Raw genomic sequence first — 14,806 nt, forward strand, 5'->3', positions numbered from 1 at the left:
CGGAGTCAACAATGCCGACTAATTCCCTCAACGACTGTTGACCCGCAGGGAAGCCGCCCGCCCTACCGGGTCAGCCAGCGCAGCGAGCGTTCCAGCCGGGCACCCGCATCGCGGTCGAACCACTTGCCGTGCGCGAAGATCACCCGCTCGGGGTTCGTGGCCAGCAGCCGGCGCCCGGCCTCGCACGCCCGGCTTCCGCCCATCCTGACGACCGCGCGCAGATAGGCGGGAGCCTTGCCGTCCGGGGCGGTGATGCCCATCGCCCGCGCGAAGGGGCGCAGGGGAAACGGCAGCTTCTCGGGCTCGAAATTCAGCACGAGGTCCACGAGGATCAGGGACCGGCTGGGGCGGTGGAACAGCGCGATCTCGCGGAAACCGCCGCCGCCGGGCACGATGATGCGGTCGAGTTCCTCGGGCCAGTCGGGCAGCGGACCTTCGTGCAGATCACGATCAAGGCGCACGCCCGAGCGCTTCACTGTCCCCCGCTGCCGCAGGCCCGGCGCGGCCCAGGTGAGGGCCCCGGGAAGCTGGGTCTGCCATTCCTTGAGAAAGGTCCAGTGAACGATATTGGGCGCGACCAGGTGCCGGATCGGGCCAAGGCTTTCCAGCGCGGCCTGCAACTGCGGCAGGTGGCGCGTCGGGGAATGCAGCAGGATCTCGCCGCTAGCCAGACGCACGACGGTCATGCGGACGGGGATGGGGATTACGCCCATCGCCCGCATCGGGCCGCTGTCCACGACCCACAGGTCCTGCGCCACGGGCTTGGGGATGTCGAGCGGCGGATATGTCGCCTCGGTCATCGCCGATCCCTCCTGCGCGACCGGCGGCCCGGGCGGCTGAGCGCCAGCGCGAGTCCCCCGGCAAGGGCAAGCCCGGCCAGCGCCGCCACGGCGCCCGCGCGCTGCCCGGGCGACCTGAACCCGCCGTCGATGCCACCCCGATCGGCCGGTGGCTCGAACAGGTTGCCGCTGGTGCGCGGCGCAGGCGGCGCGTCGGAAAGGTACGATCGCATGAAGCGGGCCATCAGCCGCGTGCTCGCCTCGGGCGAGATCGCATGGCCCAGCCGCACCAGCGCGGTCGGCATCCCGATCATCGTCGTGGGCCGGGGGCGGTCGGCAAGGCCCAGGATCACCCGGGCCACCCGCCGCGGGTTTATCAGCGGCGGCGGGGCGGACAGCTCGCGCCCCGTGTAGTTGGCGCCATGCGCAATGCCGGGCGCATCCACGAAGGCCGGGTAGACATCGCAGACATGGATATGCGGATGGGGCGCCAGCTCGCCCCGCAGCGCCTCGGCGAATCCCCGCAGGCCGAACTTGCTGGCGCTGTAGGCGGCGGCGAAGGGCGCGGCGGCAAAGCCCCCCAGCGAGATCATGTTCACGAAGATCCCATGGCCCTGCCGCAGGAAAATCGGAATCGCCGCATAGGCGTCGTTCATGTGGCCGATCAGGTTGGCGCGGATGATCTGCTCATGCGCGTCCAGCGGCACCTCGTGGAAGGCGCCGACCGCCCCCACGCCGACATTGCTGACCCAGACGTCGATGCCGCCCGCGAAATCGAGGGCGCGGCGGGCAAGCTCGGCGACCTCGTCGGCCTGCGTCACGTCGGTGGGCACGACCAGGGCTTCGGCGCCAAGCTGGCGGCAGCGACCGGCGACTTCCTCCAGCGCGGGGGCGTCGCGCGCGGCGATGACCAGCCGCGCGCCGTCCCGCGCGAAGGCCTCGGCCGTCGCCTGGCCGATCCCGCTGGAGGCCCCGGTGATCACGACGCTGCGGGGTTGCGATGCGGCTGCGCTGTCGGGCATGGGCGGCTCCTCTGCCGGGGCGGCTCCCGCCGGTCGCGGCAGGCGCCTGCACGAGACTCAACCGTTCCACCGCCCCTGCGTTCCACCGCGCATCCATCTTTGCCGCGGGGGCGGCCTTGTCACAGGCCCGAGGGAAACATCTCCGCATCCCCGGGGTCGGCCTGCGCGGCAGGGTCGGCGTCGCCGCCGTGAGGCGTGGGCGTCAGTGCCGTGCTGCGGTCGAACCAGACCCAGGCGTCGAACTGGCGCGGCAGATCGGCCTCCATGTAATGGCTCTGGCGCTCGGTTCCGGGGCGATAGATCACGCCGATGAAGCGTTCGAGCAGGCGGTCGGGAAGGCCCGCTGGCGCACCGCCGAAATCGGCCAGGAAGCGCGGGATGCCGGTCGCGTGGCACAGCGCCTCCCAGCTGCCGGGCAGCGGCGGGCGGACCTTCATCACTTCCATCTCGTCGCCCCAGTCGTCAGCCGCGGCGACGGTGCCGGTGGCGGTGCCGAAGCCGATCAGCGCGGCGTCCTTCCCGAAGCGCTCGCGGCAGAGCTGGCCCAGGTTCAGCTCGCCCATGCCGCGTCCCATCGCCGTGGCCCGCGCGTCTCCGATATGCGAATTATGCGCCCAGACGACGGCCCGCGCCTGCGGCCCGCGCGCCTCCATGATCTGTTCCAACGTTTCGAACATGTGCCGGTCGCGCAGGTTCCACGAGGCGGCGCCCCCCTGGTACATGGCGCGGTAATAGCGTTCCGCCGCGCTGACGAGCCGGGCGTTCTGCGCCGCATCGAGATAGCTTTCAGGGTCGCCCTCGATCCCGCGCTGCAGGATCTCGCGGCATTGGGCGACCACGGCCTCCTCGCAACTGCCATAGCGGCGGCGCAGCACCGCGCTGCCGTAATGCTCGGGTTCCTCGGCCCAGGGCGTCAGGCAGCCATAGCGCCGCCGCGCGATCCCGGCCGCCTCCGGGTCATGGCGGTCCAGATAGCCCAGCACTGCCTCGATCGAGGCGCCGAGGCTGTAAAGGTCGAGCCCGTAGAGCCCCGCGCGGTCTTCCGGCGCGCGGCCCGCGTTCTCGCCCTTCAGCCAGTCCACCAGCGCGGCGAACTCGGTGTTCCGCCACATCCAGCGGGGAAAGCGCTGGAACGGCTCGGAGGGCGCAGGTCCGGGACGGTCGCGCGCCCGGCGGTCCAGCACGGCCATGTCGGGCCAGTCGGCCTCGCAGGCGATGATCCCGAAGCCGTGACGGCTGACCAGCCGCCGGGTGATCGCCGCGCGGGCACGATAGAATTCGGCCGTGCCGTGACTCGCCTCGCCCAGAAGGATGACGCGGCGATCGGCGAAGCGGTCGAAGAGCGCGGCAAGATCGTCATCGATATCGTCGAAGGGTTCGGCAAGGCCGGCAATCAGGGCGGCGGGGCCTGAGGGTGTCTCGCCAGCGTCCTTGTGCGTTCCTGCCATGCTGTGCGGATCGCCACCCCCCTGCCCCCTGGCGGGCGCCGGCATGTTGTCAGGTTCCTTCCGGGAGTCTGCCACGGCGCTTTCCGTTTCAGGGCTGCATCACCCCTACCAACCGGCAAAGCGTCAGGCTGTTCCCGACGCGCCGGAACGACTCGGCCATCTTCTGCCAGGCAGGCCGGAGAACGGCTCGAAGGCGCAGCATCGGCCGACCTGAATGACAGCATTTCCATGAAACGGGCGCGCCCAAGCGCGAAACAGTCCCGGCCCGGAGCCTTGCCACGATCTTTTCGGGCCTGCAGCCTAGCGCGGCGGCTGGTCGGACCAGTTCTTCGCCTCGCGTTCCAGACGGTCGCGCAGTTCGGTTTGCTCGGCGATCGCGGCCTCCAGGCGTTTCACCGTCTCGTCGCGTTGCGCCTGCAAACGCTCGATCCGCCCGTTGATCCGGGCGATGCGCGCTTCGAGGGTCTTCGCCGGAAGGGCGAGATCCTCGGCGGTGCGGGTGGCCCGCTGCGCGTCGCGCATGGTCGTCTGGATGTCCTTGAGCTGGGTTTCGATCAGTTCGGCAAGGGTCATCGGGGTCACTCCGCGATCCTGGTTCAGGTATCCAGGTTGAAGCTGTTGGTCGGGGTGGGGACGAAGCCGCCCTGCACGGGAACGTTTTCGGCGACGTTGCCCACATAGGTGGCATCCATGAAGTTCAGGTTGACCGGGAAGTATTCCCCCACCAGCGACTTGATCTGATTGCCGACCACCGCAGCGTGCCGCCCGGTCAGCGAGACGGTGGCGCGGTTGTCGCTGGGCGGCAGCGAGAAATGCATGCAGTAGTTGTCCGAGAAGGTGACCCGCTCGAACCGGATGTTCGCGGTGTCGGTCAGCTGCTGCGACAGGATCTCGACCAAGGCGGTCGCGCCGCTGCCGGTGAAGCTGTTGCCGAGGATCTTGATCGGGAACCCCAGCACGATCCGCCGGTCGGCAAGGACCACGCTCGCCTCCAGCAGCCCGCGATAGCGCAGGGCCCGGTCCTCGTTGGCCACGTCGCGGGTCTGCCCGCCCGCGTAGGTGACGAGGTTTCCGGCAACCAGGGCCTCGAGCACGAGGTCGCCGAAGATGCCCCAGGCGATATTCGACGCCTGCCCGTCCGGACCCTGGCCGGTGTCCATCACCTCGTTGCCGGTGACCGCGGTCTCGCCCAGAACCAGATAGCAGCCGATGCCCGTGCCGATCGGCGCCGCGAAGCCTGCGTTCAGCACGCGATTGCCGCCGATGACCGCGCGCGCGGTGGCGGCGGCGACAAGGATGCCGCCGCGCGAAGGCTGGCGCAGGCGGTTTCCGGTCACGGTCGGGGCGTCCTGGTTCATCACCACGACCCCGAAGCCGCCGCGCTCGATCCGGTTGTCCGCGATCCGGCAGCGGCCGCCCTGCACGATGCCGATGCCGACGCTGGAATCGCCGATGTCATTGCCGGCAATGTCCAGCCCCGTGCAATCCTGCGCGAAGATGCCAGGCGCGGCCGCCTCGCCCCCGCCACCCCCGACGTGGTTGCCCGTTATCCGGCATTCCTGCGTGTTCAGCGCCACGATGCCGCTCTGCGGACCTTCGACGACATTGCCCGACACCTCGACGTCCTCGACCTGCGGCGGGATGTCGAGGTTCGGGTCGCTGGCACCCACGACGATGCCGATGGTCGCGGCACCGGGAACCCGCCCGACATGGAGGCAGCGATTCCCGCTGGCGCTGCTGCGGGCGGCGGCCAGCCGGATGCCGACATGGCCCTGGCCCGGATACCGGACGAGGTTGCCCCGCACCTCGGCCATCCCGGCGGCCATGTCGATGCCGATGGCGACACCGGGCGGGATGCCTTCGGGCGCTTCCGCACATTCGACGGTGCAGTCGGTGACGCGGGAACGGAAGGCCAGCGAAAAGGGCGTGCCGCCGGGGTCGTCATTGACCACGATCCCCGCGATGCCGTTGCGGATCGTGCAGCCCGAGACCTCGATCGGCCCTGTCGCCCGGTCCATGCCGATGCCGACCAGCCCGGGCCCGCCGTCCACTCGGCCGGTCTCGATCCCGCAATCCCGCACAACAATGTCGCCCGAGGAATCGGTGACGTAGATGCCCGTCACGGCGCTGTCGATGCGGCAATCCCGGACGGTCACCTCATCCGAGGCCGCGATGCGGATGGCGATGCCCACGGGCTCGGGGGCGGCCGAGAAGCGGCAGTCGGACACCACCAGATCGTCGGCGCCGCTGACGTCGAGCAGCCCGCCGTTGCCTGCCAGCACATCGTCGCCGACGAAGGTGATGGTCGCGATGCGGTTGCGGGCGGCGGGCTCGCGGGCTGTTCCGGTGATCCGAAGCGCCGGATCGCCCCTTGGCGCCTGCACGACGACGCCCTTCGCCTCGCCATGCAGGGTGACGCCCGACCGCCCGAGAACCAGCGTCTGCTGCGGCGCATGGGTGCCGGGCTTCAGGCAGATGCAGCCGCCCGAGGGCGGCAACTGATCGATGGCCTGCTGGATGGACTCGCCGGGCGCGACGACAAAGGTGCAGCAGCATTCCTCGTCGGTGTCGATCGGGTTGCGGCAATCTTCGATCGGCTCGATCCAGCCGCCTGCTCCGCCTTCCACCACCGCAAGCCGGGCATGGTGGTGATGCGTATCGACGGGCGGCGCCGTATTCAGGATCTCGATCGTGCCGGTTGCGGCGCGGGCGCGGAAAACCCAGTGATCGTCCACCCGGACCTTCTGCGGGCCGGGCGCAAAGGAGACCTCGACGGCGATCCCGGCCTCGAGCTCGACGAACTCGCCCGCGGGCGGGACCGGGAACACTCCGGGGCCGAGCGGATTGTCCAGATCTTCCAGCAGCGCGCCGCCCGAGGCGCGAACCTCTCCCTTCTGGTCCCAGCGGATGATGCGCAGGTTGCGGTCGGGATCGGGCACGCCATCGGCATTGGCGGGGAAGGTGCCGGCGGGGACCGGGCCCTGGAAGGTGATGAGCCCGGTCGCCGGATCGGCCGTCTCGACCATCCGCATCAGCCCCGGCATTCCGGCGAATTCCAGCCGGTCGTCGATCATCTCGAACCAGTCGCCGGGGGCGAAGCGGTGGACGTCGTCGCGCGCGACCTCGGCCACCGTGATCTGCGTGGCGCTGTCGAGGGTGGTGACGCGGGTCGCCACCGACCCGTTGGTGCGCGACCATTTCAGCAGTGGCCGGCCATCCGCGTGCAGGCCGTGGGTGGCCAGCCGGTAGGTGCGGTTCTCGGTCGTGCGCAGGCGCTGGCCGGGCGGGATGTCGCAGGGGTTGCCGGGATCGGCCACCGGAACCAGCAGGGTCGTCAACCGGATGGTGGAAGGCTGGATCTCGGCCTGCCACGCGTCGATCTCGTCGTCCGGCGTAGCGCAGGTGACGCCTTCGGGGACGCCCAGCGCCCTGACCTGCCAGACCGTCTGGATGCGGCCGGCGGTATCGACGCCGACCGCGGGCTCGACCAGCGAGGGGTCCTTGAGGTGATCGACCTCGCGGCGCCAGACGTCGAGATAGACGAGCACGTCGCCCGCGGTCGGGTCGGGCGCGGAGCCGCCGGGAAGGTAGGGCTGTCGGTCGAAGGGCACGGCCGTGGACGAGCGCAGCTCGGCATGGGGGGCGTCGAAATCCTCGGTCCCGCCTTCGGCGGCGGGAAGCCCGTGGTTCTCGGCCAGAAAGCCGTCCACATACATGCGGCCGACCCCGATCTGAAGCCCGCCGCCCGCGCCGATGGTGATCCGGAAGCTGTCGGGCAGCCATGCCGGATAGCCGGCGCGGCCGACCAGATCCATGGTCTCGACCCGCCAGCGCCGGTCGCGCGCAAGGGCGGCCTCGTTCTGCTCGCTGTCGAGCGTGAGCTTGCCCTGTGCAAGGAGGAGTTCGTTGTGGTTGTCGCGCGGGTCGAATGTCCTGCCGGAAATGTCCAATGTCATGTCAGAACTCCTTTCCGACTGTCAGTTTTCGAAGAACGACCCGGCCTCCATGCCGACCGGCAGGTATTCGTCCAGCCTGAGTTTCAGGTTCGCCATCCGCTGCGGGGCGAACAGCCCGTGATGGGCGCCCATCTCGCCGCCATCGTCCGCGCCGGTCGCGATGCCGGGATGAATGCCGCGCGACAGCTGCATATACGCCGGGCGGCCATAGCGGCGGTCGGTGAACATCGGCTGCGCCCAGGCCCTTTCGGCCGGCCGCGCGCCTTCGGGAAGGCAGCGATGGCGGCGCGGCGTGCGGGTCTCCGGGGGCGTGACCGAGAAGCGGATGCAGCCGACCTGCACCCGTTCGGCCCGCACCGGAAGGGTCCAGCCGTCGCCGGCGGCCAGGTGCGCGTCGAGGATGCTGTCGGAAACCAGCGGCATCTGCCGGGCGTGGACCTTGCCGATCAGCGTGCAGGCCACCGCCTGCAGCGTTCCGCCCGCCGAAAGCCCGTCGGGCGCCGAGAAGGCCACGTTGCCGGGCGCGCCCGCGTCCACTATCGTGTCGGCCAGAGCGACTTCGGAATCGGCCACGCAGCGGATGCCGCCGAGGATCGAGGACGTGATCTCGACCGCCACGTTCGGCGCCTCGACAACCAGCGACGGCGTGCCGGGCGAGACGGCGTCGCCATTGGCGTCCAGCGTCAGGCCGGGGACCAGCGTGACGTGACTGAGGATCAGCCGCCGGATCCCCGCGCCCGCCGGCACCCGGATCGCGCCGCCCGCGATCAGCAGGCCGTTCAGCACCACCTCGGCCGAGGCGCCGCCGGTGACGAGGATGTCGCCGCCCGCGATGATCGTCGGCCGTTGCTCGTTGGCCGCCTGCACCCCCAGCCGGACGTCGGGGTCAGGGTTCAGCGAAATGGTTTCGGAAAAACGCCCGCTGTCGGCGATCTCGACACCGCCGCCGCCGGCGACGCTGTCGATGGCCGCCTGCAGCACGTCGCCATGGACCGCCTGCACGACCGGCGCCAGTCCGGCGTCGAGGCTGGCCGCGCGGTCGTAGCTGCCGCCGCCGATCAGATGCGGGACGGCATGGCTGAAGGACACCACCACCTCGGCCGGCGCCGGCTGCGCCGAGGGAAAGGCGATGCGCCCGCGCTCGGGGTCGATGTAGATGCCGCTGGGCGGGTCATGGGCCCAGCCCCCGCCCTCGTCGGCCAGATACGCGGCGCGGACCTCGCTGACCGGAATTTCCAGCCCATCGGCGGTCACGGCGATGTCGCGCGGATAGAAAGCGGAAAGGTGGTCCCGCAGGCCGAGGATCGGGATGGCGTCCGGCACGTCCAGCGGCGTGGCGAGATGGGCGATGTCGGTTTCGGTCCGCCCCTGCGCGAACAGCGGCTGGCTGGCCGCGAGCGGAGAGAAGAACCAGCGGTGCCCGTCCAGCGCGGCTGCCGGGGCGCTGCGGACGGGCACCGCCGCCAGCCGCCACAGGTGGATGCCGATGTTGCGGATGTTGTGCCGGCCCTCGCCGCTGGCGATGCGGCCCACGTCCACCGTCCGCGCCGAGGTGTCGAAGGCGCGATCGACCGGGCGCAGCGGATCGGGCGCGGTCAGCGCAGGCCACCCGAAGGACGATGCCCGGACATGGTTCATGTTCTGCGTCCACACCAGCCGTTGGAAATATTCGACGGCATGGGCGGGCCAGCCGGTGACGTCGCGCGACAGCGCTTCCAGCGCCACCACCGTTCCCTTGCGCTTGCGCCGCGCAATCTCGCCGGCAACCAGGGCGCGCGGGTTGGCGATCTGCGGGGTGACGCCGTGGATCGGCCGGAAGCCGATCAGGTCGCCGATATAGGCGGTCAGCCAGGGCGCACAGGTTTCGATGAACTGGTCGTCGTAGAGGCGGCGGACATCTTCCTCCAGGATCGCGGCCTGAAGCCCGAGAATGCCGATCAGGTCCTTCAGCGCGCCATCAGACTGGCCGTCGCGAAGGCGCAGGATCGCCGGCAGGCGGGCATGGATCTGTTCGGGCGAAAACAGGGTCATGGCAGGATCACCAGTCTGTCGAGGGCGCCGGGATGGAGGGTCAGCAGCTCGGCGCCCAGTGCCGAGCCGTCGGGCAGAAGCCTCATGCCCTCGGCCACCAGCCCGGGCAGGTTCGCTTCCGGCCGCGGCGTGCCGTCCGGGTCGAAATCCCGCCACAGCCCGGTCATGTCCACGGCGACCACGCCCGGGACCGCGTGGATCTCGGCCACGATTTCGGACATCCAGACCGCCTGCGAGAAGCTGCGCGCCGCGAAGCCGAACCGGTCGCGCAGGCGGTCGCGGACGGCGGCAAGAACATCCCCGGCGATGAAGTCGGGATCGTCCTTGACTCGCGCGCCCAGGTGGAAGGTGGCGGGGCGATAGCTCGATACCAGCACCCGGCGATAGGGGTCGGCATGGCTGGCGATGGCTGCCGAGAGCCCGTCGTGCAGCGCCGAGCCGGGCAGGATCTGCTCGCCCTCCTCCCCGGCCACGGTCAGGTGCACGGTCTGCGTGACGCCATTGGCCAGAAGCCGCGCCTCGGCCTTGGCGATGCCGGCATAGCCCTGTGCGAAGTCCTGGAAGTCGATTGCCGACACCGCCCGGTCCAGCGTCCGCACGGTCAGCGGCGCGTTCTGGCGAATCCCCTCGGCGGGCTCGGGATCGGCGCCGCCCGACGAGGGCAGGCTGTTGACGGCGCCGATCAGTCCCAGGGGGCGGCTCATCAGAACGTTCAGCTGCCCCGCCTTGACCCGACCGGCAAGGCCCAGTCCCTTGCGGTAGGTGGCGCGCAGGTTCTGCCGTCCGGTGGGTGGCCGCGCGCCGTTGATGCCATCGCCGAAGCGCACCGTGGTGCGCCCCGCGGCATCCGTCGAGGTCGTATAGACCCGGTCCTGCGGACCCGAGCCGAGCAGGTTGCCCACCCTGGTCCAGCGGATGTCGTTGACCCGCACCTCCAGCGTCGGCGCGGCGCCCGAGGCCGAGTTGTCGGTGACATGGGTCTGCGGCGCCTGCTTCAGCGTCACACTTAGGAACGGCACGGTGGCGTCGCCATCGCCAAGAAGCTCGGCGACGCTTTCGCCGTGGGTCGCCTTTGCGACATTGGCGTTGATCCTGACCGAGTCGCGCAGGAACGGGCCCGGCAGCGCCGGAGAGAACCGGATCGCCGTGCCGCCCCCGGCCGAGAAATCATGCGTCACCTCGTCCAGCGTCGCCATTGCCGTGGTTCCGGCCTCGCCGTCCCCGACCCGCCGACCGCTGAGGGCGATGCGCTGGCCGACCTGCAGGCCCGGCGCATAGCCGTGCAGCCGCATCGGCTCCGATGATCCATCGCTGACCGGGGCGGACAGGCGGGGGCGGCCGACGGTCACGGTTTCGGCGGCGAAATAGACGGTGGTGCCGCGGATCGTCATCCTGTCGAACCCGGTCCTGGACGACAGTTGCAGCCGCATCGCCTTGCCCGAGACGGTGAAGCGCGACAGCGAGGTCTCGGCCACCGCGCGGGCGGTATAGGCGCCCCAGTTGTCACCATCGCGCAGGATCACCGTCGAGCCGTTGGCCAGCAGCGGCTGCGCCCCTTCGACGAAGATCGTGCCGTCAGAGCCGGTGTCGAGCACCGCAAGCGCGCCATCGGCCCAGGCGGCCGACTGGCCCTTGAAGGGCCCGTCGATGACGCCGTTCGCCACGACGACGCCGTCCTTGACCTCGTAGTTCGGCACCGTGCCCGTCAGCGCCGGTGGCAGCGTCGAGAATGGCGGCGCGGTGTGACCGAAGACCGGGGCATGGGCCCTGAGCAGCGTGATCGTCGGCCGGGCCGCTTCAAGCGTTCCATAGACCTCGAACAGCCTGGCCTCGTCATGTCCGGCCGCCGTGACCTCTGCGGCGAACTCGGCGGCCGACAGGATGCGTCCGAGATAGCTCAGCGCGGGCTCGGGCGGCGTGATGCTGGCGGAATGGACGGGTCCGCTGTCGTCGATCAGGGGCGGGGTCAGGACCGGCTCGACCCACAGAAGGGTGAAGTCCCGGGCGTCGGGGTCCGCGGCGCGGTCGGCGGCAAGCCGTTCGATGCGCGTGACGACCGAAAGGAATGGCTCGCCGGCCGCGTCGAAGAACACCATGTCGCCGGCCGCGGCGGACAGGGCCGTGCCCTCGATCCAGATCCGCCGCATGGTCCGGGTCAGGACCTGCGGCGCCTCCAGTTGCGGGCGGATCGCGTTCCAGGCGGGGCGCGCCTCGATCCCCTCGATGGTCTCATAGGTGACCGGCGCCTGGTCCTGGGCGGGGGTGGACTGGACCTTGATGCCGGGCGTCAGGACCACCGAGGCCGGAGCGCCGGGGGTGCTGTCCATCGTGAAGGCGATATCGGCCGAGGCGGCCACGCCCGGCCCGGGCTGGTAGCCGATCAGCCGTGCGAGCTGATGCAGGGAATCCAGCTCCTCGGCGGTGCGCAGCAGGCCCTCGGACATCAGCCGTTCATTGTAGAACGTCAGGATGTCCCCGACCGCAGCCCAGGCGTCGATCAGGGCGATCGTCGGGTCGCGCGTGTCGCGGATGGTCAGCCCGGCAAGCGCCCCCGCATCGGCCGAGGACAGCCGCGCCAGCATGGTGTCGCGAAAGCTCTGCCAGTCACCCGAGCGGTAGGAGATGGCGGGCAGCAGCGGCGCGTTCCCGGGCTCGACCGGGGCACGGACGGCGATGCCGTCGCAGCAGCCGCAGGAGGTTTGGGTGCCATCGGCCATCTCAGCCTCACAATCCCCCCGAGATCTCCAGCCGAAGCTGGCCGCGCTCGGGGAAGTTCGGGTCGTTGTCCAGTTGGGCGATCTCCAGCCGCTCGAAGGTCAGGAACTCGTCCTCCAGCCCGCCGGAGGAGGTGTCGCCCAGCCGCCGGAAGACCTTGGCGCGGACGCTTCGGACGCCCGGCACGGACTGGACCGCGGCCAGAATGGGCGACAGCCAGACTGTCTGGCCGAAGCTCTGCCGGTCGGGATCGAAGAGGCCGGGCGTCCCGTCAGGCGCGGCACGGGCCCCGAGGACGGCAAGGATCCGGCGCTGCACGTCGCTGCGGAAGAAGCCCGGCAGCAGGCAGACGCCAAGCTCGACCTCCAGCGGCACGAAGATCGGGGGATCGACGTTCAGGTCATAGCCGGCCAGACGGAAGCGTTCCAGGAACCCGGCCAGCCGCCCGGCGAAGGCGTCATCCACCGGCCCGCCGCCGAAGCGGTCGGCCGAGACGAACACGGTCAGCCAGCTTCCCGTATGGATCCAGGTGGCGGCGGCGCGCTGGACCTCCGCCAGCCGCCGGCTGACCTCGGCATAGTCCTCGCGGGTGACGGCGCGTTCCTGGGTGCGGAAGGCATGGGGCGCGCGGGCGCGGACCGAGGCGGCGGTTTCGGGATCGACGCCGCCGGTCGATGGCAGCGGGTTGCGCACCCGGACGATCTGGGGCAGCGCCAGCGCGATGTGGCGCAGGGTATCGGCGCCGATCGCCCCGCCGGGCCCCGAACCGACGCGATAGGTTGCGGCGAAGGCGGTTCCCGGCTCGGGGCGATGGCCGTTGATGTCGTCGCCGAAGCGGATCTGCGCGGTGCCGTCGGCTTCGATCTCGGCAACGAACTCGTCGGCGAAGGGGCCCGAGGCGAGCAGGTCGCGCCGCGCCGCCCAAGGGTCGCCCCCGGGGCTGCTGGTCAGGGCGACCTGCGGCAGCGCCCGCGCCGGTTCCTGCCGCAGCGACAGGCCCGCTGGCAGGGTGGGATCAAGGGGCTCGGCCTGCGTGACCGGGCGCAGGCTCAGCCGGGGCTCGAAACGCGGCGGAGCGAAGCGCGGCGCTTCGCGGAGACAGGGGTCGCAGGCGGCGGGTGGGGCAAGGCGATATGCGGGTTCGGGCACCACGCCCAGCGGTTCGCCCACGACCGTGTGACCGTGGTCCGCAAGCACGATGTTTCCGTGCGCGACCGAGACGACGGGGATGAATGCCGCGCCGAACTCGGGGTCCGTCTCGGCCGAGAGGCAAAGGGGGAAGCCCAAGGCATCCTCGGGGGCCCATTCGATCCAGGTCACCTGCGCGTCGGTCACGGGGTCGGTCAGCGGTGCGCCCGCGTCGAACGCCTCGACCGCCGTGAGCCGCACCGCCTGCCGGTGGGCGGGATCGGCATCGGCCCGCCGGCCGGTGCGCGGCCCGACGATTTCTTCGAAGATCAGCGTCTCGCCGACACGCAGATCGGGGAAATGCCCGCCCAGAGGCGCCCGCGTCGCGCCCCTGGGCAGGCAGCAGCGGCGATCGCTCCAGCTGTAGAACGGCATCTCGTTGTGACGGGCGAAAAGCGCGGGAACGTTCTCCATCGTCTCGTAGACCGCATCCGCTTGGGCGAGCTCCTCGAAAACGTTGGGCACGGTGAATCCGGCATCGGGAAGGAAGGTGGCGACCGGTGTGCGGCGCGGCACGACCGGCGGGTCGCCCGGCAGCAGCGGCACGACGTCGGCCGAGACGGCAAGATGGACATGCACCCGCGCGTTGCAGCCCTCGCCGATGAAGTAATCGACCAGCCGGGCCAGCCGCCGCAGCGAGATGCGCGACCGGCAGCGGTCCAGGAACGCCTCGTTGTGGGCGGCGTCCTGCGCCCATGAGATCTGGTCGCCGATCCAGGCCAGCAGCTCCAGCACCGCGACCATCCCGTCGGCGGCGTTGCGTTCGGTCCAGTCCGGCGCCAGAAGCGCCATCCGGTCCCGCATGACCGACAGCAGGCTTTCGTAATCCTTGGCGAGGTAGTCGATCTGGGGCAGCGGTTCGCGCGCGTCGCTGCAGCCGCAGACGGGCTTGCAGTCGAAGGGCGACGGGCACTCGGCCTTGAACGAGAAGGTGGCCCGGGACAGCATCGGGTCGAAGTCCGCCGGCGGCCGATCATCGGTGGGTGAGCGGACCAGCCGCAGGGCATAGGGCGAAGCGTCGCCATAGCGGTCGACCTCGACCACCACCACGTTGGTCTGCGGGCCGAGGCCCATCGTCACCGCATCGACGCGGATGCCGCGGATGCGCTCGCCGCCCTCGCAGCGGATGTTGTCGCGGGTCAGAACCAGCGCGCCCGCGTCGTTCACCAGATGGACATGCAGGATGCGCTGGCGCATGTCCTCGGACGGCGCGTCACGGTCGACGACCTCGACGAAGTCGATCCCGTTCAGGGCGGTTCCCCGGATGGCGGCGCGGCGGAACTGGTCGCAGCAGAAATAGATCATGGCAGCGCCCGCCTGAAGCTGTCGGCGCGGGTCTCGCCGGTTTCGAGGATCGCGTAGACAACCGTGGCTTCCAGCGTCGATTCCTCGGCGCGGACGGTGACCTCCTGCACCTCGATGAGGTCGCGCAGGTGTTCCTGCAGGGCCGACTGGATCAGCGCAAGGGTTGCCGCGGCCTCCTCGGCCCCCGTCGGGGCGAAGACGCTGGCCAGCAGGTTGGCGCCGAATGTGGGCCGCATCACCCGCTCGCCCGGCGTGGTGAACAGCAGGATCTCGATCAGGTCGCGGATGTGCCCCGTCCGCGAGGTTTCGGCTGTCCGTCCGCGGGCGTCGATCCGGTAGGGGAAGGCGATCTCGGCCATGGC

General features: G+C 70.5%; 9 protein-coding genes. All 9 read right to left on the reverse strand.

Translation table 11 applies throughout. The features are described 5' to 3' along the window. Positions 1-62 precede the first annotated feature (62 nt). The 9 genes from BLQ03_RS09285 to BLQ03_RS09325 all read right to left on the reverse strand — a co-directional run bounded on the left by BLQ03_RS09285 (position 63) and on the right by BLQ03_RS09325 (position 14,803). On the reverse strand, positions 63-800 hold the full coding sequence (locus BLQ03_RS09285) for a DUF4336 domain-containing protein (protein WP_090755136.1): 738 nt from the start codon (positions 798-800) through the stop codon (positions 63-65). Next, positions 797-1,801 carry an SDR family oxidoreductase gene (locus tag BLQ03_RS09290; RefSeq protein WP_090755138.1) on the reverse strand — a complete coding sequence of 335 codons (1,005 nt, stop codon included), beginning with the start codon at positions 1,799-1,801 and terminating at the stop codon, positions 797-799. The genes BLQ03_RS09285 and BLQ03_RS09290 overlap by 4 nt, the downstream gene beginning before the upstream one ends. A gap of 119 nt (positions 1,802-1,920) precedes the next feature. After that, positions 1,921-3,294, reverse strand: a complete 1,374-nt coding sequence (locus tag BLQ03_RS09295; RefSeq protein WP_090755140.1) for an erythromycin esterase family protein — start codon at positions 3,292-3,294, stop codon at positions 1,921-1,923. A gap of 255 nt (positions 3,295-3,549) precedes the next feature. Then, on the reverse strand, positions 3,550-3,822 hold the full coding sequence (locus BLQ03_RS09300; RefSeq protein ID WP_090755142.1) for a hypothetical protein: 273 nt from the start codon (positions 3,820-3,822) through the stop codon (positions 3,550-3,552). A 23-nt stretch (positions 3,823-3,845) separates the two neighbouring features. After that, complete coding sequence (locus BLQ03_RS09305; RefSeq protein WP_090755144.1) at positions 3,846-7,205, reverse strand: right-handed parallel beta-helix repeat-containing protein; 3,360 nt, start codon at positions 7,203-7,205, stop codon at positions 3,846-3,848. Between the two features lie 21 nt (positions 7,206-7,226). Next, positions 7,227-9,236, reverse strand: coding sequence for a hypothetical protein (locus BLQ03_RS09310; protein ID WP_090755146.1), 2,010 nt, complete (start codon positions 9,234-9,236; stop codon positions 7,227-7,229). Then, positions 9,233-11,953 carry a putative baseplate assembly protein gene (locus BLQ03_RS09315; protein ID WP_090755148.1) on the reverse strand — a complete coding sequence of 907 codons (2,721 nt, stop codon included), beginning with the start codon at positions 11,951-11,953 and terminating at the stop codon, positions 9,233-9,235. Before BLQ03_RS09315 ends, BLQ03_RS09310 begins: the two co-directional genes overlap by 4 nt. A gap of 7 nt (positions 11,954-11,960) precedes the next feature. After that, positions 11,961-14,444: a putative baseplate assembly protein gene (locus BLQ03_RS09320; protein ID WP_090755150.1), complete on the reverse strand. Its 2,484-nt coding sequence runs from the start codon at positions 14,442-14,444 to the stop codon at positions 11,961-11,963. Next, entirely contained in the window at positions 14,441-14,803 is a 363-nt protein-coding gene (locus BLQ03_RS09325) for a GPW/gp25 family protein (protein WP_090755153.1), read from the reverse strand. The genes BLQ03_RS09320 and BLQ03_RS09325 overlap by 4 nt, the downstream gene beginning before the upstream one ends. Positions 14,804-14,806 lie beyond the last annotated feature (3 nt).

It is taken from the genome of Paracoccus chinensis, from assembly GCF_900102885.1.
GTDB lineage: Bacteria > Pseudomonadota > Alphaproteobacteria > Rhodobacterales > Rhodobacteraceae > Paracoccus > Paracoccus chinensis.